Annotated in this window: 19 protein-coding genes; 8 read left to right on the forward strand and 11 right to left on the reverse strand. The window is 68.5% G+C overall.

The window, feature by feature from the left end:
• Window positions 1–115 precede the first annotated feature (115 nt).
• Entirely contained in the window at window positions 116–1,093 is a 978-nt protein-coding gene (locus AC1RAD_RS13130) for a Bug family tripartite tricarboxylate transporter substrate binding protein (protein ID WP_492735250.1), read from the reverse strand.
• 130 nt (window positions 1,094–1,223) lie between these two features.
• Window positions 1,224–2,468, reverse strand: a complete 1,245-nt coding sequence (locus tag AC1RAD_RS13135; RefSeq protein ID WP_354346872.1) for a pyridoxal-phosphate-dependent aminotransferase family protein — start codon at window positions 2,466–2,468, stop codon at window positions 1,224–1,226.
• Window positions 2,469–2,589: 121 nt separating this feature from the next.
• Here AC1RAD_RS13135 and AC1RAD_RS13140 point away from each other — a divergent pair, with 121 nt between their 5' ends.
• A complete protein-coding gene (locus tag AC1RAD_RS13140) occupies window positions 2,590–3,303 on the forward strand; it encodes a GntR family transcriptional regulator (RefSeq protein ID WP_307638171.1) in 714 nt (237 codons plus the stop codon).
• A 9-nt stretch (window positions 3,304–3,312) separates the two neighbouring features.
• Window positions 3,313–6,369, forward strand: a complete 3,057-nt coding sequence (locus AC1RAD_RS13145; RefSeq protein ID WP_492735253.1) for an FAD-binding and (Fe-S)-binding domain-containing protein — start codon at window positions 3,313–3,315, stop codon at window positions 6,367–6,369.
• A 27-nt stretch (window positions 6,370–6,396) separates the two neighbouring features.
• On the opposite strand, the gene AC1RAD_RS13150 is transcribed toward AC1RAD_RS13145, so the two are convergent.
• From AC1RAD_RS13150 to AC1RAD_RS13180, 7 genes are read right to left on the reverse strand one after another with little or no spacing between them, the layout of a single operon-like run.
• Window positions 6,397–10,191 carry a pilus assembly protein gene (locus AC1RAD_RS13150; RefSeq protein WP_492735255.1) on the reverse strand — a complete coding sequence of 1,265 codons (3,795 nt, stop codon included), beginning with the start codon at window positions 10,189–10,191 and terminating at the stop codon, window positions 6,397–6,399.
• Window positions 10,192–10,240: 49 nt separating this feature from the next.
• Entirely contained in the window at window positions 10,241–10,744 is a 504-nt protein-coding gene (locus AC1RAD_RS13155) for a type IV pilin protein (protein WP_492735257.1), read from the reverse strand.
• A 4-nt stretch (window positions 10,745–10,748) separates the two neighbouring features.
• The gene (locus tag AC1RAD_RS13160; RefSeq protein WP_492735258.1) at window positions 10,749–11,357 is read right to left on the reverse strand and encodes a pilus assembly PilX family protein; all 609 of its coding nucleotides are present in this window, start codon (window positions 11,355–11,357) and stop codon (window positions 10,749–10,751) included.
• Window positions 11,354–12,358, reverse strand: a complete 1,005-nt coding sequence (locus AC1RAD_RS13165) for a PilW family protein (protein ID WP_492735260.1) — start codon at window positions 12,356–12,358, stop codon at window positions 11,354–11,356. Before AC1RAD_RS13165 ends, AC1RAD_RS13160 begins: the two co-directional genes overlap by 4 nt.
• The gene (gene pilV / locus AC1RAD_RS13170) at window positions 12,355–12,954 is read right to left on the reverse strand and encodes a type IV pilus modification protein PilV (RefSeq protein ID WP_492735262.1); all 600 of its coding nucleotides are present in this window, start codon (window positions 12,952–12,954) and stop codon (window positions 12,355–12,357) included. Before pilV ends, AC1RAD_RS13165 begins: the two co-directional genes overlap by 4 nt.
• Window positions 12,951–13,553, reverse strand: a complete 603-nt coding sequence (locus AC1RAD_RS13175) for a GspH/FimT family pseudopilin (protein ID WP_492735264.1) — start codon at window positions 13,551–13,553, stop codon at window positions 12,951–12,953. The genes pilV and AC1RAD_RS13175 overlap by 4 nt, the downstream gene beginning before the upstream one ends.
• A gap of 56 nt (window positions 13,554–13,609) precedes the next feature.
• Window positions 13,610–13,765: a hypothetical protein gene (locus AC1RAD_RS13180; RefSeq protein ID WP_492735266.1), complete on the reverse strand. Its 156-nt coding sequence runs from the start codon at window positions 13,763–13,765 to the stop codon at window positions 13,610–13,612.
• A gap of 40 nt (window positions 13,766–13,805) precedes the next feature.
• Between AC1RAD_RS13180 and AC1RAD_RS13185 the strand changes: the two genes are divergently transcribed.
• A complete protein-coding gene (locus AC1RAD_RS13185; RefSeq protein ID WP_492735268.1) occupies window positions 13,806–14,363 on the forward strand; it encodes a methylated-DNA--[protein]-cysteine S-methyltransferase in 558 nt (185 codons plus the stop codon).
• A gap of 10 nt (window positions 14,364–14,373) precedes the next feature.
• Here the strand turns inward: AC1RAD_RS13185 and AC1RAD_RS13190 are convergent, their stop codons facing one another.
• Both AC1RAD_RS13190 and AC1RAD_RS13195 read right to left on the reverse strand, forming a co-directional pair.
• The gene (locus tag AC1RAD_RS13190) at window positions 14,374–15,594 is read right to left on the reverse strand and encodes an MFS transporter (RefSeq protein WP_492735270.1); all 1,221 of its coding nucleotides are present in this window, start codon (window positions 15,592–15,594) and stop codon (window positions 14,374–14,376) included.
• Window positions 15,595–15,672: 78 nt separating this feature from the next.
• On the reverse strand, window positions 15,673–16,554 hold the full coding sequence (locus AC1RAD_RS13195; RefSeq protein WP_095947606.1) for a LysR substrate-binding domain-containing protein: 882 nt from the start codon (window positions 16,552–16,554) through the stop codon (window positions 15,673–15,675).
• Between the two features lie 78 nt (window positions 16,555–16,632).
• Here AC1RAD_RS13195 and AC1RAD_RS13200 point away from each other — a divergent pair, with 78 nt between their 5' ends.
• The 5 genes from AC1RAD_RS13200 to AC1RAD_RS13220 all read left to right on the forward strand — a co-directional run bounded on the left by AC1RAD_RS13200 (window position 16,633) and on the right by AC1RAD_RS13220 (window position 21,851).
• A complete protein-coding gene (locus AC1RAD_RS13200) occupies window positions 16,633–17,817 on the forward strand; it encodes an MFS transporter (protein ID WP_492735271.1) in 1,185 nt (394 codons plus the stop codon).
• Window positions 17,814–18,425 carry a pyridoxamine 5'-phosphate oxidase family protein gene (locus AC1RAD_RS13205; protein ID WP_492735273.1) on the forward strand — a complete coding sequence of 204 codons (612 nt, stop codon included), beginning with the start codon at window positions 17,814–17,816 and terminating at the stop codon, window positions 18,423–18,425. The genes AC1RAD_RS13200 and AC1RAD_RS13205 overlap by 4 nt, the downstream gene beginning before the upstream one ends.
• 99 nt (window positions 18,426–18,524) lie before the next feature.
• Window positions 18,525–19,742: a multidrug effflux MFS transporter gene (locus AC1RAD_RS13210; RefSeq protein WP_167395025.1), complete on the forward strand. Its 1,218-nt coding sequence runs from the start codon at window positions 18,525–18,527 to the stop codon at window positions 19,740–19,742.
• 1 nt (window position 19,743) lies between these two features.
• Window positions 19,744–21,174, forward strand: a complete 1,431-nt coding sequence (locus tag AC1RAD_RS13215) for an MFS transporter (protein WP_492735275.1) — start codon at window positions 19,744–19,746, stop codon at window positions 21,172–21,174.
• Between the two features lie 20 nt (window positions 21,175–21,194).
• On the forward strand, window positions 21,195–21,851 hold the full coding sequence (locus AC1RAD_RS13220) for a paraquat-inducible protein A (RefSeq protein ID WP_487846962.1): 657 nt from the start codon (window positions 21,195–21,197) through the stop codon (window positions 21,849–21,851).
• Window position 21,852 lies beyond the last annotated feature (1 nt).

Raw genomic sequence — 21,852 nt, forward strand, 5'->3', positions numbered from 1 at the left:
CTCACGTCGATGGGGTGCCTTGCGCAGCGAAATCAAGGAGGAGGGGCGAAGCCCCGGGGGACATTCGCGGAGCAAGGTGCCCCGTCGGCGGGAGCGTCGCCCTGAACAACAGTCCTCAAGTCTCGACCTGCACCTTGCCGTCCTTCACCACCTTCGCCCACTTGGCGATCTCCGTGCTGATGAACTGCTTGAACTTGTCCTGCGAACCACCGCCGTCTTCCGCGCCGTAGGTGTCGAGCCGCTCCTGCACATCGGGCATCGCGAGCACGGTGTTGACGTCGCGGTTCACTTTCTGCGCGATGGCCGGGGGCAGCTTGCCGGGGCCGGCCAGGCCGTACCAGGTGGTCGCTTCGAAACCCGCAAAGCCCTGTTCCTGCATCGTCGGCACGTTCGGGTGGCCCTTGGCGCGCTTGGTGCGCGTCTGCGCGACGGCCAGCACGCGGCCGTTCTTCACGTGCGGGGTGGCGGCGGTCATGGTCTCGAAGCTGTACTGGATCTGCCCGCCCATCAGGTCGGCCAGCAGCGGGCCGCTGCCCTTGTACGGCACGTGCAGCGCATCGACGCCGCCCTGCAGCTTGAACATCTCCAGCGCCAGGTGCTGGGCTGAACCCGCGCCGGCGGAGCCGAAGCTCACGGTGCCGGGCGCAGCCTTGCAGGCGGCGACGATGTCTTTCACGCTGAGGGCCTTCTGGCCCGGGTTGGCGATGAGCAGGTTGGGCGTGACGCCCACGAGCACGATCGGCACGAAGTCGCGCTCCACGCTGTAGCGCAGCTTGGGCTGCAAGCTGGGCGCGAGTGCGTGGCTGTTGATGTGGGCCATGAGCAGGGTGCTGCCGTCGCTGGGCTGCTGCGCCACGTAGTCGGCCGCGAGCACGCCGGCGACGCCGGCCTTGTTCTCGACGATGACCTGCTGGCCCCACATCGTCGTGAGTTTCTGCGCGACCACGCGCGCGAGCGCGTCGGTGCCGCCGCCCGGTGGAAAGCCCACCACGATACGTACGGGGCTGGTGGGCCACTCCTGCGCGAACAGCCGGGGCACGCCCAGCGTGGCGGCCGCGCCGGCGGCGGCCTGGATCAGGGAACGTCTTTGCATCTTCTTTGTCTCCGTCGGTTGGGGAATCCGATGCGTGCCGGGAGCCGCTTGCGCGGGCCCGGCAGGGTGGTGGGCCGCCGCATCGTTCGAGCGATGCGCTGCGGCCCGTGTGGGTTGGCGTGCGCCGGGTTCAGGCTGCTTTTTGCAGGCCGACCGGTGCAGCCTGGTGACTCGCGAAATAGTCCATCGCCGCCTGCACGCCGCTGCCCGCCAGCTTGATGCCGCTGAGCTTCATGCCCATCTCGACACCCGCGACCATGGCCACGAGCGTGAGGTCGTTGCTGTCGCCCAGGTGGCCCATGCGGAACATGCGGCCCTTGAGCTTGCCCAGGCCCGTGCCCAGCGAGAGGTCGAAGCGCTGGTGGATCAGGCGGCGCACGGCGTCGGCATCGACGCCCTCGGGCGTGATCACGCCGGTGAGCACGGGCGAGTACACGGACGGGTCGGCGCACTGGATCGGCAGGCCCCAGGTGTTGACCGCGGCGCGCACGCCGGCGGCCCAGCGCTGGTGGCGCGCGAACACGTTGTCCAGGCCTTCGCCCAGGATCATGTCCAGCGACTCCGAGAGGCCGTACAGCAGGTTGGTGTTGGGCGTGTAGGGCCAGTAGCCGTCCTTGTTCATCTCGACGATCTCGTCCCAGGCCCAGAAGGCCTTGGGCAGCTTGGCGTGCTTGGCGGTTTCGAGAGCGCGTGGCGAGAGCGCATTGAAGCTGATGCCTGGCGGCAGCATCAGCCCCTTCTGCGAGCCGCTCACGCACACGTCGACACCCCATTCGTCATGGCGGTAGTCGGCGCTGGCCAGGCCCGAGATGCTGTCGACCATGAGCAGCGCAGGGTGGCCCGCCGCGTCGATGGCCTTGCGCACCGAGGCGATGTCGGAGGTGACGCCGGTGGAGGTCTCGTTGTGCACCACGCACACGGCCTTGATCTTCTTCTCGGTGTCCTTGCGCAGGCGCGCCTCGATGAGTTCGGCCTGCACGCCGCGGCGCCAGCTGGGGGCGTTCGGCAGGTGGGCGTCGGTGCCGGCGTAGGCCAGGAACTCGGTCGACAGGCCCAGGCGCGTGGCCATCTTCTGCCACAGCGACGCGAAGTGGCCGGTCTCGTACATGAGCACGTGGTCGCCGGGGCTGAGCGTGTTGGCGAGTGCGGCTTCCCATGCACCGGTGCCCGACGCGGGGTAGATGGCGACCGGGTGCTTCGTCTTGAAGATCTCCTTGATGCCGCCGAGCACCTTCAGGCCCAGCGTGCCGAACTCGGGTCCGCGGTGGTCGATGGTGGGCAGGCTCATGGCCCGCAGGATGCGGTCGGGGACCGGGCTGGGGCCGGGAATCTGGAGGAAGTGACGGCCGGTGGGGTGGATGTCGAGTTGCAGCATGGGCTCTCCTTGTGCGCTCAGTTTTGCATTCAAAATGCATTTATTTATGATGGTTTACACCTATCAACCTCGGTTGTAGAGGCTATTTTTTGCATTCAAAATGCAGACAAGGGAACCTCACATGACCGCTGAAATCATCGAAATCTCCAGGCTGGCCTTGCATGACCAGGTGGCGTCGCGCCTGCGCACCATGCTGGTGGAGGGGCGCATCGCGCCCGGTGCCAAGCTCAACGAACGCGAGCTGTGCCTGCAGCTGAACGTGTCGCGCACGCCGCTGCGCGAGGCCATCAAGTTGCTGGCGGCCGAGGGGCTGGTCGACCTGCTGCCCAACCGCGGCGCGGTGGCGGTGAAGCTCACCGAGGCCGACGTGCTCAACACCTTCGAGGTGCTGGCGATGCTCGAGGGCATGTCGGGCGAGCTGGCGGCCAAGCGCATCACCGACGAGGAACTGGCCGAGGTGCGTGCGCTGCACTACGAAATGATGGCCTGCTTCGCGCGGCGCGACCTGTCGGGCTACTACCGCCTGAACGCGCGCATCCACACCGCCATCAACGACGCGGCGGCGAACCCGGTGCTGTCGAACACCTACCGCTCGATCAACGCCCGCGTGCAGTCGCTGCGCTTTCGCACCAACCAGGACGAGACCAAGTGGAAGCACGCGGTCGAGGAGCACGAGCAGATGGTGCAGGCGCTGGCCGCGCGCGACGCGCAGGCCATGCGCAAGGTGCTCACGGCGCACGTGCTGCGCAAGCGCGACACCGTGCTGGAGCTGCTGCGTGCCGGGCAGATCTATCCGCAAGCCAAGAGCAAGAGCACAACCAACAAAGCGAGCTGACACCCCACCATGCGCATCGATCCCGCCAGCCACATGCAGCCAGCCGGAACCGTTCTTCCGCCCAACGACACCTGCGAACTGCTGGCGCGCCGGCTGCGCACCGACACGCAGGGCGAGGTGCTGTTCGACGACGGTTCGCGCGGGCGCTACGCCACCGACGCGTCGATCTACCAGATCACGCCGGTCGGCGCCTTCGTGCCCACGAACGAGCGCGACATCGCCACCGCCATCGACATCGCGCGCGACCTGAAGGTGCCGGTGCTGGCGCGCGGCGGCGGCACCAGCCAGTGCGGCCAGACCACGGGCGCGGCGCTGGTGATCGACAACAGCAAGCACTTTCGCAAGGTGCTCGAGGTGAATGTGGAAGAGGGCACCGCCACGGTGGAACCGGGCCTGGTGCTCGATCACCTGAACGCGCAGCTCAAGCCGCACGGGCTCTGGTACCCGGTCGACGTGTCGACCAGCGCGCAGGCCACGCTGGGCGGCATGGCGGGCAACAACTCCTGCGGCTCACGCTCCATCGCCTACGGCAACATGGTGCACAACGTGCTCGGGGCGAGCGCGTGGCTATCGAGTGGCGAGCTGGTCGAGTTCGGGCCGCTGGGCCAGCTGGGCGCGCGCGCGGCGGGCATCGCGCAGTTCGTGCATGGGCTGGCGCAAGAGCACCGCGAGGCCATGGCGCAGCACTGGCCCAAGGTGATGCGCCGCGTGGCGGGCTACAACCTCGACATCTTCGACAACCAGAGCGAGAAGCCGTATACGGCCGACGGCAGCGTGAACCTCGCGCATCTGCTGATCGGCGCCGAAGGCACGCTGGCCTACACGCGCAGCCTGAAGCTCAAGCTGGCGCCGCTGCCGCGCGCCAAGGTGCTGGGCATCGTGAACTTCCCGACCTTCCATGCGGCCATGGACGCGGCGCAGCACATCGTGAAGCTCGGGCCGACGGCGGTGGAGCTGGTCGACCGCACGATGATCGAGCTGAGCCTGGCCAACCCCGCGTTCAAGCCGACCGTGGAAACGGCGCTGATCGGCAAGCCCGCCACCATCCTGCTGGTCGAGTTCTCGGGCGCCGACAAGGCTGCGCTGCTGCCGCAGCTGAAGCAGCTGGTCGAGCTGATGGGCGACCTCGGCCTGCCCGGCAGCGTGGTCGAGATGCCCGACGACGGCCGGCAGAAGAACCTGTGGGAGGTGCGCAAGGCCGGCCTCAACATCATGATGAGCCTCAAGGGCGACGGCAAACCCGTGAGCTTCATCGAGGACTGCGCCGTGCCGCTGGTGCACCTGGCCGAATACACCGACGCGCTGACCGAGGTGTTCGCCAAATACGGCAGCCGCGGCACCTGGTACGCGCATGCCTCGGTCGGCACGCTGCATGTGCGGCCCATTCTCGACATGCGCGCCGACGGCGCGGCCAAGATGCGCGCCATCGCCGAAGAGGCCAGCGCGCTGGTGCGTAAGTACAAGGGCGCCTTCAGCGGCGAGCACGGCGACGGGCTGTGCCGCGGCGAATGGATCGAATGGCAGTTCGGACCGGCGATCAACGAGGCCTTTCGCGCGATCAAGCAGCAGCTCGATCCGATCGGCCTGTTCAACCCCGGCAAGATCATCGACCCGCCGCGCATGGACGACGGTGCGCTGTTCCGCTTCGCGCCGCCGACGGCGCCGAAGCCGTACCGCCGCATCGAATTGAAGCCCGTGCTCGACTGGTCGAGCTGGAACGTCAACGCCGACCCCGTGACCGAGCTGACCACCGCGCCCGGCACGGGCGGCGACAGAACCGGCGGCCTGGCCAAGGCCGTGGAGATGTGCAACAACAACGGCCACTGCCGCAAGTTCGACGCCGGCACCATGTGCCCCAGCTACCGCGTGACGCGCGACGAGCAGCACCTGACGCGCGGGCGCGCCAACACGCTGCGCCTGGCGCTGTCGGGCCAGCTCGGCGCCGACGCCTTCACCAGCGAGGCCATGCACGAGACCATGGACCTGTGCGTGGGCTGCAAGGGCTGCAAGCGCGACTGCCCGACCGGCGTGGACATGGCGAAGATGAAGATCGAGTTTCTCGACCACTACAAGAAGCGCCATGGCCACACGCTGAAAGACAAGCTGGTCGCCTACATGCCCGACTACGCGCACCGCGCCAGCCGCATGCCGTGGCTGCTGAACCTGCGCAACCGCGTGCCGGGCGCGGCATGGCTGGGCGAGAAGATGCTGGGCTTTTCGGCGAAGCGCTCATTGCCCGAATGGCGCACCGACACCTTCTGGCGTGCAAAAGACGCGGTGGCCGCCGGCCTGTTTTCCGATCAGGCCTCGGTGCTGGCCGCCGCAGCGCGCGGCGAGAAGGTCGCCGTGCTGTTCGTCGACACCTTCAACGGCACCTTCGAAAGCGAGAACGTCTTTGCGGCGGCGCGCGTGCTGCACGCTGCGGGCTATGCGCTGCACACAGTGGAGAAGGGCGGCGGGCACCACTGCTGCGGCCGGACCTTCCTGGCCAGCGGCATGGTGGACGAAGCCAAGGTGCGCGCCGGGGCGCTGATCGACGCGCTGTTGCCGCTGGCGCAGGCCGGTGTTCCCATCGTCGGGCTCGAGCCCTCGTGCCTGCTCACGCTGCGCGACGAAACGCTGGTGATGGGCTTCGGCGACAAGGCGCAGACCGTCGCGAAGCAGGCGCTGCTGTTCGAAGAGTTCATCGCCCGCGAACGCAAGGCCGGCCGCTTCGAACTCGCGCTGAAGCCGGCCACCGCGCCGATCCTGCTGCACGGCCACTGCCACCAGAAAGCCTTCGGCGCGGTGAGCCCGATCATGGAGGTGCTGAAGCTGATTCCGGGCGCCGAGCCCGAGCTGATCGAAAGCTCATGCTGCGGCATGGCCGGCAGCTTCGGCTACGAGGCGAGCCACTTCGAGGTGTCGATGCAGATGGCCGAGGCGAGCCTGCTGCCCGCGATTCGCGCCAGGCCCGATGCGGTCGTGGTGGCGGACGGCACGAGCTGCAGGCACCAGATCGGCGACGGCGCGCAGCGCGAGGCGGTGCATGTGGCGGTGCTGTTGGCGCGGCACATGATGCTCTGAGGCGGCTGCGGCTTTCTCTTTCGGAACTCAGAAGGGCGGAGAGACCACTTGGCGCCAGCTGCGGCGCCAGGTGCGCGACACCCCGCAGCCGTCGCCGATCTTCTGCGTGTCGCCCACGCCGGTCAGGAAGCCCGTTTCATTGGTGCAATTGACTTCGGGCTTGCCGTCGGGGCGACCTTCGTTGGGCTGGCCGACCATGTTGCGCGAGGTCACGTTGCCGCGCGTGAAACCGCCGGCAGGGTTCGAGACGATCGAATAGAAATCGAAGCTGCCGTTGCCATCGACGTCGAACGAATACTTGTTCTTGCCCGTCAACGCGTCCAGCACGTAGGTGTTGTTCGGCAGGCTGCCGGTGGCCGTGCAGGACTCGATGCCCAGGTTCTTGTCCTCCGGCAGGAAGGACGTGACGATCACGCTGCTGCCCAGGTTGGCCAGGTCGCCCACCACGCGCTCGCCGTTCTCCATCGCCCCGGGGTAGGGGATCGCGCCGAGGTTCAGCAGCCATCCCTTCTTGGTTTTCCAGTCCACGGCGTTGCTGCTGACCTGGTAGAAGTTCTTGTCGCGCTCGTCGAGCAAGCCGACCTTTGCCGAGGCCTTGTCGATGGCTTGCTCCACGAGGTCAGCGAGTTCGACCTTGCGTGCGTCGGCCTTGGCGTCGCCGCCGATGGGCGTCGGGTCCCAGATGCCGTAGATGGCCTGCTTCCTGGCGGGCGTCGCGAGGTCTTCCTCGTCGAGCAGGATGCCTGTGCCCACGACCACGATGGCGCCGCACTGCGCGGACGCGCTGTACGTGCAGGTGCTTCCGTCGCCGGGGTGGACCTGCCATGCCGGTGCGGCGTAGATCGGTTGCGTCTTGCCGCCCTGCGTGGTGAACAGCAGCTGGCCCTTGGCGGAAGTCCCGAGCTTTGCGCTGCGCAGGTCGAAACGCCACAGGTTGCCGTTCGCGTCGCCGGCGTAGGCGGCGACGATGCGGCGGGTGGTGTCCCGCACGGCGACCACGCCGCCCAGGCCGCGGTTGCCGCCAGTGGCGGTGTTGCCATATTCCGTGGGGAGCCCGATGAATTTCTTGAGCTTGCCGGTGAGCGCCTCCACCATGTACAGCCCGACCTGTTTGCCGGCTTCGGGGTAGTGACCGCTGCCTGTGAGCATGACCCAGGTGCCGTCGTCCAGCTGGCCCGCGGCGGGGTTGTTGGTCACGTGGGCCAGGTCGGCGTAGTCCTTGTGCTTGTTGTTCACCTCCCAGAGAAAGTGGTTCTGGGTCGGCGTGCGGCCGGTGGCACCCAAAGGCGATTCCAGGCCGTACATGAACGGGCCCGCGCGCCCCCCGGTGCCCAGCACCACCTGGCGCCATGTGTTCTTTCCGCCTGCCGGCGCCACGCCGTTCTTGTCGTACACGTCCTGCTCGACCAGCGGGCCGTCGAGCGTGTAGCGGAAGCGGAAGTTCGGATTGGCCAGGTCGACCTGCGACGCCATGGCGCCCTTGGGCATGAAGGCGGCCAGCTCGATGCCCCCTGCGTCGTTCCTGGCGGCGTTCAGCACGTGGACCTTGCCGTTGTTGGTGGCGGCAAAGATAGTGGGAGGGGCTGAGCTCTTGAGCGCCTTGTAGTCGGCATAGGGGGGGCCCCTGCCGTCCACCGCGCTCAAGGGACCATAGCCCATGTCGAAACGCCCGCCCACGAACACCGGCGGCGAGTTGACCGAGGCGCCGATGGGCTGCTTGCGCAACCGGTAGACCGTGCCGTCGGCGTCCTTCTGCGGGTCGCTGCCCAGCAGATAGCGGACAAAGCTCTCGTCTGCGGCCTGTTGCTTGTCCGCATTGAGCAGGGCTTGGAAATCGGCCGGCAGTTTGTCCAGTCGCGTGTCGTTGGTCAGCACCGTGCGCAGAGCCGATGCGGGGGCGTTGGGGTCGTAGTTCGACAAGGCGAAGATCGACCGCTTGTTCGCGGAGGGCATCCTGACATTGGCGGACCAGGCCGGGATCGGCTTGCCTGCTTTGTCGACCGCGTTGTAGTCGCCGTCGGCATTCAGTTCGAAGGCCTTGATGTCGCCGCTGTTGTCCGCGGTCTGGTATTCGGTCGTGTACTTGTACTGGCCTTGCAGCGTCTGGAACTCGTTGCTGTTGCCCGACACGGCCACGCCGGCGTCGTTGCCGGACCCGACCATGCTGCTCAGTGCGTTGTCGAGCGCCCGGCGCACGTCGTCGCCCGAGTACACGCTGTAGGCACGGCCGCCACCGGTGAAGCCGGCGTGGATGAAATCGTCCACGCGCTGTGCATCGGTCGTATCGTTGCCGTCGTTCAGGTCGCCGGTGGGCCAGTTGGGTTTCTTCGCCGCGTTGCCGGCGAGCCAATCGTTGTTGTAGCTCTCGATCTGCGCCCAGGTCAGCCCGCCGGTCCTGCCTGCGTCGCCCGAAGGCGTCAGGCCCCAGCCGATGGTGAAGGTGGTCATGTTCTGCCAGAACGTGGGGTTGTGCTGGCCGCCCATCGGGGGAACGTCGTTGGGGAGCATCTTGGAGAAATCCGTATGCCAGAAGTAGCGGGCCGTGAGGTCGGCGAACCCGTTGCTGCTGGTGCCGCCGTCGCCGTAGGGGATGTACGTGTTTCTGGCGTTCAGCTTCTTCAGCGCATCCGTGCTGTCGTAGCCGGGCGCACCCTTCGGGTCGTAGCTGAATGCAGTGGCACTTGCCGACGGCTTGCCGTCGAAATTGATGCTTGCGCTGCTGGCGGTCTTTTGCGTGTCGATGCCTTGCGCGGTTTTCGCGTTCCAGGCGCCATCGGACAGCACGATGCTGTAGGCGCGCCGGCAGCTCAGTTCGCCGCTCTTCGGGTCGTTGGGATCGTTCTTCCAGGGGGTGTTCAGGGGGGCAGACGTGATGGGCTTCGTCGTGCTGCCGGCGTAGTAGTCGGCGGCGAGCACCAGGGCGTTGTGGCTTGGTGTTCCTCCCTTGGGGTTAATGCCGTAGATCCAGTCGTAGAAGCTGGTCTTCCACTTCTTTCCGTTCGCGGCCGCTTCGTCCCTGAAGTAGTTGACGCCACTCACGATGCCCAGCGCATCGTCTCCGTTGTTGTTGTACTGGACGTAGCCCACCCTGAACTTGTTGTCGTAGCTTTGCATCGCCAGGCCCAGGGCCGTGCTGACCGCCAGCGTGCGGGAGCGGTACCACTCATACCAGTTCGCGATGTTCTGGCGTTCCTGCTCCGTGGTGCACTGGGCGGCATTCGGCCCGCAGTCGGTACGCTTGTGGCCGAGGGGCAACTTGACGGTGTCGGAAGTGGACGGATTGCTGATGGTGGTCTCGGACCGGTTTGCGGCGCTGGAACAGTCACCGTTCTTGCATTGGACGTAGGTGAACTTTCTCGACCCGGCCGTTGTACCGGCGTTGTGATCCGGTCTTCGGTTGTCTGACAACTGGTTGTCCACGAAGAACGTCGAATTGCTCTGCGGCGTGCCGTTCGAATTCACTCGGGCGGTGTAGGTGATGGCCGGGTTGTAGTACTGCGTGTTGACGTCGCTGGACCGCATGGCATACCAGCCGTACCTTCCGTCGCAATTCCGGCCACTTTTTGGGCAGTTGTCTTCGACCGCGTACCCGTCCTGAGCCTCCTCCGCCATCGACCCCGAGTTGTCCAGAACGAACATCAGATTGGGCTTGGCACCCGGCACGGCGTTGTACAGCGGGGTCTGGCTCGGCGTCGTGGCGGCCAGCGCGTCGCCAAGGGGAAGAACCGCCGCGCCCCACGCGGCAGCGAGGCTGACGAAGGTTCGCCGCATGCGTGCAGCCTTGGCGGGTGCCGGAACAAGAAACGGGCGCGTGGCGGTCATGCGGTTTTCCCTGCGGTTGAAAGTGGGGCGCTGATAAGGCGTGCGAGATTCATCGCCAGCACTCCTTCGTCAGCAGTCCCGCGACTTCGTCGTCCATGTCCTTCACACCCAGGCCGCTCAAGGTCAGCGTGCCGCAGCGGTCGCCGGTCATGCTGCCGGTGCGGGTGGCCTTGAGGATGTAGCTGGGTGGGGTGTCGCGCGCGAAGACGGCGATGGTGTAGTTGGCGGCGCCGGACTTCGGCGACTGCTGCAAGGCCCTGGGCAACAGGCTCTCTGCGCCTTTCTTCTGCTCGGTCTCCTCGCCGGCATCGCCCGCGGCAGCGGTGTAGCGGTCGTTCGCCGAGTAGTAGCGCTGCATGAACTGCGCGGCCTCCATCAGGATGCCCTGGGCTTCGGCGCGCTTGGAGCGGCGCACGTGCTCCTGGTAGTTCGGCAGCGCGATGGCGGCCAGGATGGCGACGATCGCGACGACGACCATGACTTCGATCAGCGTGAAGCCGCGGCGGGAGTGCAAGGAACCGGGGGACAGGTGTGTCATGGCGATGAAGGTCATGAAGTCATTTGTCGCGCGTCAGCACGGACTGCAGCCACGCTTCGGCGCCCTGGGTGGCGACGCCGGTCGACGTCTCGAACCTGGCGTTGTTGGCAAAGCCCCGGGCGGTGATCAGGTAGCCGGTCAGCTTGGGCGTCGAGGTGGTGGCGATCTTCTGGATGAGGCAGCGTGGTTCGATCTCCAGGGACGTGGCGTCGACCGTGGTGCCGGTGGGCTTCTTGTTGACGTAGGCCTTCGGAACGACGATCGCGCTGTTGCCCGCCCAGCTGGCCTTCTTGCGCCATTCCGCGGTTTCGTCGAACTCCGAGCCGATGGGGGTCGTGATGATCCGGGCGCGCATGCCGACAGAGGCGTACTCGGTGTAGTCCTTGTCGTCACCGTCGAAGATGGCCACCTGTTCGCAAAAACGCAGCGCGGTCTCGGCAGCCTCGCGCGCGACCTCGGTTGAACGTATGCCGTTCACGCTGCGCTCGCTCTGCGTGGCATTGCGGATCGCGAAGGTGCCGACCAGCGACAGGATCACGACCAGGATCAGCGTGACGATCAGCACGACGCCGCGTTCGTACGCACGGCCGGCGATGCGGCGCGGAAGAGGGGATGGCTTCGTGTTCATGGGGTGATCAGGCGGTTGCGCAGCAGCACCGTGGTGGTGAAGGTCCTGCGCAGGTAACCGTCGGTGCCGGTGCGGTCGGTGTTGTCGCATCGCTTGTAGGCAAGGCCACCGTCGGGCACGTCGCGCACCGGCCGGTCGCTGCGCATCTGCAGGCACACGCGCACGCTCAGCACGCGGCTCCAGCGGTCTTCGGCAAGATCGGCAAGAACGCCGCTGCTGGGCAGGGCATCGACACCCGCGGCATCCAGGTACTTGACGATCTGGTGCCGCAGCGGGTCGTAGGTGGCCGCCAGCTCGATGCTGGGACGGCTGGCCACGCCATAAAGAATGCGCATGCTCTCGACGTTGGCCAGCAATGGCTGCGAGGGGCCGATGGCGTTAACGGCGTCGCGCTTTTCCATCCCGCGGCACGACAGCATCGGCGCCGTGCTCGCGTCGGTCACCAGATAGCGGTTGTCGGCCAGGGCGTAGTCGCCGGGTGGGGGCGCGCCGGGGGCCGGCGTGGGAGGCGGGCTCACCTGCGACGGCGTGAGGGCGTTGATGCCGTTGCCCAGGCAGTTCGTCGCCAGCTTGGCGTCGGTGCCCGTGGGCATGGTGTTGTCGGTGGTGGCTTCGTAGCGGATGGCGATGGCGTCGCTGCCCTTGCCCGTGCACGACAGCTTGTCGAAGGCGGCTGCGGCGTCGGTGAATCCGCCAGTGCATCCGCGCACGGCGGGGCCGGCGTAGTTGCCCATCACCGTGGCGCCGTTGCTCGGGATGAGCTGCTGTGAATAGCCGGCCTGCTTGAGCTGCTGCTGGATCAGGTTGAGCGCGAGGATGCCGTCCTCGTTCAACTGCGTCTCGGCCTGCGACAACTGGCTGCTGCGGCTGGAGGTCGAGAACGTGGACAGGGCGGCGGCCAGGATCACCAGCCCGATCGTCAGCGAGATCATCAGTTCGATCAGCGTGAAGCCGCGGACCGGGTTGCGCCTGCGCGGGGGAACAGTGAAGACGGCGCTCACAGCGTGATCCGGAAGTACATGCAGTTCACCTCTGCCGGGGCCGCGATGTTGGCGCCGGCGATGGGGCAGGCCTGGTGCAGCGCGAAGCCCGTGTTCTCCGCGATGGCGCGCCAGATCAGCCAGATGTTCAACACGCGCGTGGCTGGCAGGCCGTTCACGCCGGAGGCCGCGTCGACCAGTTCCGTCGTGACGTAGGCCGTGCCGCCGGGCAGTCGGTTCCCGACATTCGTGAGCCACTGCGCGAGGTCGTAGGCGGCAATGGCCGCGCCGCAGGTGTTGACCGGCCTGTCGGGAACGGAGGTGTCGACCTCGCAGGCGGCGGGCGCCGGCGTGGGGTCCGTCGAGGCCGCCTCGCGCGTGCTGGCGTTGTAGGCCTTGGCGTGGGTGTAGCCGGCAAAGCCGGCGAGGTTGGCGCGGGCACGTTCCGCGTAGTCGTTCACCAGGCTCAGGCCGGTGGCGCGCATGCGCGAGAACTGGTTGTACTTGAGGGCCGCCGACGTGAGCCCCGCCATGCCGAACAGGCCGACGGCCAGGATGACGATGGCGACCAGCACCTCGATGAGGGTGGCGCCGCGCTGTTGTGTGGAGCGCTTCATTCGTCGTTGCCCGAACAGTCTTCGCCATCCGCGGCGTAGCGGATGCGCCCGGGCTTGCTGATGCACAGCGTCTTGCGTGCCCACGGGGTGGTGCTGGCTGTTTCGAAACCGGGGGCCTCGACCGTGATGCTGTTGCTCCCCGAGCTCACCAGACCATTGGGCAGGAAGACAAAGCGGCCGGCTTTGCCCAGGGCGATCTTCGCGATGCCAGGCAGTGCGTCGTGTCGCAACAGCACTTCGTCTGTCGACTCGGAATAGGCGAAGTCGCCGTCGCGGTCGTTCTTGGCGAAGACGATCCAGCCGGCCGCGAAATCGTTGCCGCCCGAGCCGGTTTCGCAGTCGACCGCGGTGCCTGCGCGCAGCTGGCAGACGACGACGGGTCTTGCGCGGGCAATGGCTTCGGTGCGTGCGGTGCGCAGCGAGCCGGTCACGGCGTTGATGGCGTTGGACAGCCGCCACTGCACGATGAAGCGCGTCATCGAAGGCGCCGCGATGCCGATCAGGATCGCGAGGATCGCCAGCGTGACCATCAGCTCGATGGCGGTCAGTCCGCGTTGGTCGCGCAGCCGCGCCGGCCGCGAAGAATCGCGTGGCCTCATGTGCATGTGTCTCCCTGTTGTTTTGGAATTTCAGCCGACAACTTCTGGGCGCGAGACTAGGGGGCGATGCACATGTCCGACAACGGCTTGCCGACGTTCGGTGCGTTCGAAAGGATGAGCGGAAACGCCTCGAAGCGCCGAGTGAAAGTCTGGTATTTCGGGGTGTTTGGCTGGTACTTTTGCTCTTCTGCGGAAGAGGTCTTCGCGCCCATGTCCGCGCGTCGTTTTTCAACCTTGAATCACAATGCTCCGATGACTGCCGCATCTCCTTCCGATTCCGGCTTTGCCTTGTTCCCGACCGTCATCGGCGTGTGCGCGCTGGCCTGGGGGACGCAGGGGCTGGTCGGTGTGCAACTGCCCGAAGAACGGGGCGAGGCCGCGACGCGTGCGCGCATGCACCGGCGCTTTCCTGATCTGGAGGAAGCCCCGCCGTCGCCGCGCGCGCAGCACGCCATCGCGGGTGTGCAGGCGCTGCTCGAAGGCGCGACCGACGACCTGTGCGACATCGAGCTCGACATGCGCGGCGTGTCCGAGTTCCACCAGCGCGTCTATGCGATCGCGCGGCGCATTCCGCCGGGGCAGACGCGCACCTACGGCGAGGTGGCCGAAGAACTGGGCGACAAGGGCCTGTCGCGCGCGGTCGGCCAGGCCATGGGCCACAACCCCTTCGCGCCGGTCGTGCCCTGCCACCGCGTGCTGGCTGCGGGCAACAAGCCGGGCGGCTTCTCGGCGGGCGGCGGTGCGTTGACCAAGCTGCGCATGCTCGACATCGAAGGCGCCACGCCGAGCGGAACGCGCTCGCTGTTCTGAGCCGGCGTGCTCAGGCTGCCGGCACGGGCAGCCGCTGCAGTCCTGCGATGCGCGAGCCGAAGATGATCGCGGCCTGCAGCACGAAGCCCGCGAGCGCCAGCAGCAGGCAGGCCGGCTCGCCCCACATCGCGCCGACCAGGCCGCCGAGCGCTGCACCGACCGGGCGCGCACCTGCGTTCACCGTCAGGAACACCGCCGACACGCGGCCCAGCATCGCCGAGGCCGTCACGCTCTGGCGCAGCGTTGTCGAGGTGATGACCCAGACCATCGGCCCTGCGCCGAACAGGAAGAACGAGAACGCGGCCAGCGAGGCGCTCGGCACGATGAGCGTGGCCGCCATCGTCGCGGCAGCGGCGACCGCCACGGCCGGCCCGACCTGGATCGCGCGCCCGAAAGGCAGCCGCGCCGTCACACGCGAAGTCAGCAGCGCACCGACCACCATGCCCGCACCGTACATCGCGAGCGTGAAGCCCACGGCCTGCGCGCTGAGGCCCAGCACGCGCACGGCGTAGGGCACATAGCCCGCCTGCAGCACGAACCACGAGATGTTGAAGACCGCACCGGTCATCAGCATCGGCCGCAGGAACGCGTGCTGCCAGACGAAGCGCGCGCCATCGTGCACGTCGCGCAGCGGATGGCGCGACGGGGCCGCGGGGCGGGGCGCTTCGTGCAGCCGCAGCAACAGGCCCACGGCCGCCACCGACAGCACCGACGCCAGCACGAAGGCCGACGACGCGCCGGCCCACGCGACCAGCGCGCCCGCGAGCGCGGGGCCCGCCGTGAAGGCGGCACTGCGCGCCAGCTCCAGCCGCCCGTTGGCGCGCGCCAGCGCGTCGCGCGGCACGAGGGCCGGCACCAGCGCGGGCGCCGCGACGCTGAAGCCCACGGTGCCGACCGCGCCGAGGAACCCGAGCACGGCCAGCCCGCCGATGCCCAGCGTCGACGACAGCACCATGCCGAGCAAGGCCAGCAGCGACACCGCGCGCAGGCCCTCGGCCCACACCATCAGGCGACGGCGCGACATGCGGTCCGCGAGCAGGCCCATCGGCAGCGAGACCAGCAGGAAGGGCAGCGTCTGCACAGCCGCCAGAAAGCCGATTTCGCCCGGCCCGGCGCCGAGCGCGAGCACAGCCACCAGCGGCACGGCCGCGAGGCTCAGCTGTTCGGCGGACTGCGCCGCGAGGTTGGCCCAGGCGAGATGGGAGAAAGAACGGGGAAGAGGCGAGGGCATGGGGCGGCACACGAAAAGAAAGACCGCATCCTCGGGGCCGCGCCCCTATGCCGCTGGCCGTTTACGGACGTGGAAGCCTCAGCCCGCGTTCATCTGCTCGAACCACTCGGCCACGCACACCGCCTCGGGCACCGCATCGGGGGCGAGGCCGTAGTAGTAGCGCTCCAGCGTCATCCGCAACCCAGGCAGCGGCGATTGCAGCCGCCCTGACGCCAGGTCGTGCGCCACCAGCGACGTCGGCGCCAGCGCGATGCCCAGCCCGTCGACCGCGGCCTGCAGCACGAAGTGCAGGTGATCGAACTGCAGCCGACCGGCCGGCCGCGCGCGCGGTGCGCCGACCTGCTTCTTCCAGTCGTCCCAGTCGTCCTTGCGCGTGCGCGCCGACAGCAGCACATGCGAGGCGAGGGCGCGCAGGTCGGGCAGCGGCTGCGCCTTGAACAGCGCGGGCGCGCCGACCACCAGCACTTCGTCTTCGAGGAAAGGCCGCACCTGGATCGACGACGGCCAGCCCTCGAGGCCGCGGCGCACGGCGATGTCGAAGCTGTCCGTGGCCTGTTCGGGCATGACGGTGCTGGTGACGACCTGCGGCTCGATATCGGGATGGCGTTCCACGAACGACGGCAGCCGGGGAATCAGCCAGCGCACCGCGAACGAGGGCCGCACGTTGATGCGCACCGCGCGCGCCGGGCCCTGCAGCTGCAGCGCACGGGCCGCCGCGTGAATCTGCGCGAGCGCGGGTTCGGTCTCCGCGAAGAACTGCTGGCCCTCGGGCGTCAGCGTGACCTGCCGGATGCGGCGCTCGAACAGCGCCACGCCCAGGCAGGCCTCGAGGCTCTTGATCTGCCGGCTCACCGCGCTGTGCGTCACGTGCAGCTCGACCGCGGCACGCGTGAAGCTCAGGTGGCGGGCCGCCGCGACGAAGGCGCGCACGGCATGGAGGGGCGGTTCGCGAAGCGGCATGCGTGCGATTTTCTCACGCATGCCGCGCGGGAATGTCGTTTGTCGGCGGGCGTCGCGAGCGGGCACGATACGGGCTCGATGTCCGCTGCACCACCGCTTTCTCCCGCCGTTCCCGTCCGTTCCACCGACCTGGATTCCCGCCACGCCGCGATGGCGCTCGGCCTCTCGTTGCCGGCCGACGTGGTGCTCTACCTGCTGCTGCCCATGTACGCGTCGCAGTTCGGCGTCTCGCTGGCCGAGGTCGGTCTGTTGCTGGCGGCCAACCGGCTGGTGCGCATCGCGGGCTACGGCTGGGTGGCGCGTTTCTATGCGCGCCACGGCGACCGGGCGAGCTGCACGCTGGCCGTGGTGGCCGCTGCGTGTTGCGGGCTGGGCTACGCCACGCTCTCGGGTTTCTGGGCGCTGCTGCCGCTGCGGCTGACCTGGGGCCTGTGCTTCGCGGCGCTCAATTTGTCGACACAGGCCCTGGCCACGGCCGACCCGCTGGGTGCCGCGCGGCGCAGTGGGCGTTCGCGCGCCTTCATCGCGACCGGGCCAGTGCTCGCGCTGCCGCTCGGCGCGCTGCTGGCGTACACGGTCGGGCCGCGCGCGATCTTCGGCGTGCTGGCGGTGGTGTCGTTGCTCGCGCTGTTCGTCACCCGGCGGCTGCCGTCGAAGCCGCACCACAGCGCAACATCTGGAGTCGCGACACGGCGCTTCTCGCGGCCGAACGCGCTCGACGGCTGGTCCTTCATGGAAGGGCTGGCGCTCGACGGCCTGTTCATCGTGGGCCTGTCGTACCTCGGCAAGGACCTGCTGCCCGGTGGCGCGGTGATCGTGGCCGGCGTGCTGTTGGCATTGCGCTACCTCGCGGAAATCTTCCTCGGACCGGTGGGCGGGCGCATGGCGGAGCACTTCGGCGCCGAGCGCCTGCTCGTGAGCCTGTCGCTGGTGACGTCGCTCGCGCTCGTGGGTTTCGGCCTGGGCTGGCTGTGGAGCTGCGCGGCGCTGATCGTGGTGCTGCGCGCGCTGCAGCTGCCGCTCCTGCCGCCCATCGTGGCGCGTCGCACGCCCGGGCCGGAGCGCGTGCGGGCGCTCGCGGCCCGCGCGGTCTGGCGCGACATCGGCGCGGGCGCCGGGCCCTTGCTGGCCGGCGTGCTGCTGCCCATTGCGTCGCCGCCGTGGATCTACGGCAGTGCCGCGCTGTTGCTGGCGGTGGCGGCGCTGGCCTGTGTCCGGCGCGCATCGCCCCCCACCCCGATCCAGGAGAACATCACCCCATGACCACCATCGACACCGTTGCGCAACTCGAAGCCCTGTTCGGCCTGCCGGGCGAGGCTTCGCTCAAGAAGGAAGTGCCGTACCTGCACCCGAGCTACCAGGCGCTGATCGCCGCATCGCCGTTCGCGGTGCTCGCGACCACCGGCCCCGGCGGGCTCGACGCCTCGCCGCGCGGCGACGCCCCGGGCTTCGTCGCGGTGCAGGACGACAAGACCTTGCTGCTGCCCGAGCGGCGCGGCAACAACCGCATCGACAGCCTGCGCAACATCGTGGTCGACCCGCGCGTGGCCTTGCTGTTCCTGATTCCGGGCGTGGGCGAGACGCTGCGCGTGAACGGGCGCGCACGCATCCGCGTGGCGCCCGAGCTGCTCGCGCGCTTCGCGGTGGAAGGGCGTGCGCCGCAGTGTGTGATCGAGATCAGTGTCGAGACCGTGTTCTTCCAGTGCGCCCGCGCCATCCAGCGTTCCAAGCTCTGGGCGCCGGTGCCGCCGGACGCGCCGCGCACCGTGCCGACGCCAGGTGCCATCCTTTCGGCGCTGACCGATGCGGCCTTCGACGGCGTCACCTACGACCGCGAACTGCCCGCGCGCCAGCAGGCCACGCTGTACTGAGCGGGCGCGGCGTACCGCCCGGTAGAACGAATGCACTAGCGGCGAAAGCCGCCGACCCCACGCCTGCACCGATTGCGAGCCTTCGCCACAATCGACCCAATGCGTTCTTCTCCGTTCTTCAAAATGGCCCTGCTGCTGGGCCTGCTCTCCGCCATCGGGCCTTTCGCGATCGACATGTACCTCCCGGCCTTGCCCGCCATCGGGCAGAGCCTGCATGCGGACATCGGCGCGGTGCAGATGAGCCTCACCGCCTTCTTCCTGTCGCTCGGCGCGGGCCAGTTGCTCTACGGCCCGATCTCCGACATGGTCGGGCGCAAGCCGCCGCTGTATGCCGGGCTGGTGCTGTTCGCGCTGGCCAGCGTGGGCTGCGCGCTGGCGACCGACATCCAGACCCTGATCGCGCTGCGCTTCGTGCAGGGCCTGGGCGCGGCCGCCGGCATGGCGATTCCGCGCGCCGTGGTGCGCGACCTGCACACGGGCACCGACGCCGCGCGGCTGATGTCGCTGCTGATGCTGGTGTTCAGCGTGTCGCCCATCCTGGCGCCGCTCGCGGGCAGCCTGGTCATCGCCTTCACCGGCTGGCGCGGCGTGTTCTGGGCCGTCACCATCGCCGCGGTGGCGGGCCTGGCCATGATGGTCAAGCTGCTCGACGAAACACGCCCGGCCTCGGAGCGCGTCGAAAGCAGCCTGGGCAGCGCGCTGTCGGCCTACTGGCTGCTGCTGCGCGACTGGCACTACCTCGGGCTGGTGTTCATCGGCAGCTTCGCCATGGCGGGCTTCTTCACCTACCTGGCCAATTCGTCGTTCGTGATGATCGACCACTACGGCCTGTCGCCCGCGATGTACAGCGTGGCCTTCGGCGTGAACGCGGCGGCCTTCATCGCGGCCTCGCAGTTCACGGGCTCGCTGGGCGAGCGCTACGGGCTGGTCAACCTCGTCAAGTTCGGCGTGGCCTGCTGCGGCGTGGCGATGGTCGCCATGTTCGTGTACTTCGCGATGGGCGGCGACAACCTGTGGGTGCTGATCGTCCTGTACTTCATCGCCTCGGGCTTCATGGGCCTCGTGATCCCGACCACCGGCGTGCTCGCGCTCGAGATGCACGGCGCCATCGCCGGCACGGCCTCGGCGCTGCTGGGCACGCTGCAGATGCTGACCGGCGCGCTCGCGATGGCGGTGGTGGGCCTGTTCTCCAACGGCCGGCCGCTGCCGATGGTGGCGGGCATGGCGGCCGGTGCGCTCATCGCGCTGGTGCTGACCTGGCTCACGCTGGGCGGTGTGCGCTCGGAGCCGACCGGGGGCAGGGCGCAAGAAGCCTGACATGACGGCCGCCACAGCAAGCGACGCCAAGCCGCTTCCCCTCGACGGCCTGGCCGCGCCCGCGCGCGGTTGGGCGATGCTGGTCATCATCCTCGGGCTGACGGTCTCGGTGCTCGACGGCACCATCGTCAACCTGGCGCTGCCCGGCATCGCGCGCGAGCTGCAGGCCACGCCGGCGCAAGCCATCTGGGTGGTCAACGCCTACCAGATCGCCACGCTGGTGATGCTGCTGCCGCTGGCCTCGCTGGGCGACCTCGTGGGCTACCGGCGCGTGTACCTGGTGGGCATGGCGGTGTTCACCGTGTCGTCGCTGGCCGCGACCTTCGCCAATTCGCTCGCCACGCTGATCGCGTCGCGCGCGCTGCAGGGGCTGGGCGCGGCGGGGATCATGAGCGTCAACGCGGCGCTGGTGCGGCTCACGTTCCCCTCGGCGCAGCTGGGCCGGGGCATGGCCATCAATTCGCTGGTGGTCGCCACCTCGTCGGTGGCCGGGCCCTCGGTGGCGGCGGCGATTTTGTCGGTGGCGTCGTGGCCGTGGCTCTTTGCCATCAACGTGCCGCTGGGCATCGTCACCTTCGCACTCGGCATGCGCGCGCTGCCGTTCAACCGCTCGGCGCCGGCCGCCGGCGCGCGCTTCTCGCTGGTCGACGTGACGCTCAATGTGCTGATGTTCTCGCTGGTCTTCCTCGGCGTGGACCACCTGGGCGTGCGCGAGGGCGGGGTGCAGGCCACGGGCACGCCGTGGTCGGCCTGGGCCACGCTGGGGGCCGGGCTGGCAGTGGGCTTCGTCTACCTGCGGCGCCAGCGCACGCAGGCGGTGCCGCTCTTTCCCATCGACCTGCTGCGCATCCCGGTGTTCGCGCTGTCGATGGGAACCTCGGTGGCGGCGTTCTGCGCGCAGATGCTGGCGTACATCGCGCTGCCGTTTTTGCTGCTCGACGTGTACGGCCGCAGCCACATCGAGGCCGGCCTGCTGATCACGGCCTGGCCGCTGGCCATCGTGGTGATGGCGCCCATCGCCGGGCGGCTCATCGGACGCTACCCCGACGGGCTGCTGGGCGGCATCGGCCTGGGCCTGCTGGCGACGGGCCTGGCGCTGCTGGCGGCGCTGCCGGCGCATCCGGGCAATGCCGACATCGCCTGGCGCATGGCGCTGTGCGGCCTGGGCTTCGGCCTGTTCCAGTCGCCCAACAACCACACCATCGTGAGCTCGCCACCCGCGCACCGAAGTGGTGCGGCCAGCGGCATGCTGGGCACGGCGCGACTCACCGGGCAGACGCTCGGGGCCGTGGTGCTGGCGGCAGTGTTCAGTGTCTGGAGCCCGCATGGCGGGCACGGCCCCGTGGTGGCGCTGGTGCTGGCGGCGGGTTGCGCGGCGGTGGCGGCGGTTTTCAGCAGTCTGCGGCTGAAGACGACAAGTCCGCATGCCTGAATAAGGTAGGGTACGGCCTCATGAAGGAAGTACCTGACACCGTGGTCTGTCCGGGCTGCGACGCGGTCTACGCCCGCACACCGCTGGCGCCGCGCGACGTGGCCGAGTGCCCGCGCTGCGGCACCGAGCTCGACCGGCACCCGGGCGCGCAGCAGCGGCGCATCCTGCCGCTGACGGTCGCGAGCCTGATCATGTTCGCCATCGCCAACCTGTTTCCCATCGTCGAGATCGAGCTGCAGGGCCTGCGCAGCCAGACCACGCTGGCCGGCGCGGTGGTGGTGCTGAGCGCCGAGGGCATGTCGCCGGTGGCGCTGCTGGTGCTGGCCACGACCATCCTGTTTCCGCTGCTGCAGCTGTGCATCCTGGCCTACCTGCTGGTGCCGCTGGCCCGCGCGCACCGGCCCTGGGGCTTCGCGGTGCTGGTGCGCATGATGCAGTCGCTGCGGCCCTGGGGAATGATCGAGGTCTTCCTGCTCGGCGTGCTGGTGGCGATCGTCAAGCTGTCGAGCATGGCAACGGTGGTGCCGGGGCCCGCGCTGTGGGCCTTCGTGGCGCTCACCGTGACGCTCACGGCCGTGCTGTCGTTCAACCCGGGCGCGTTCTGGGAGATGACCTTCCGTCAGGCCGATGAGGAAGATGCCAACGCAGAGGCAGACCCGCCGGAGGTGCGCGCATGAA

This window comes from Variovorax sp. GW823-FHT04B03 (assembly GCF_058796495.1).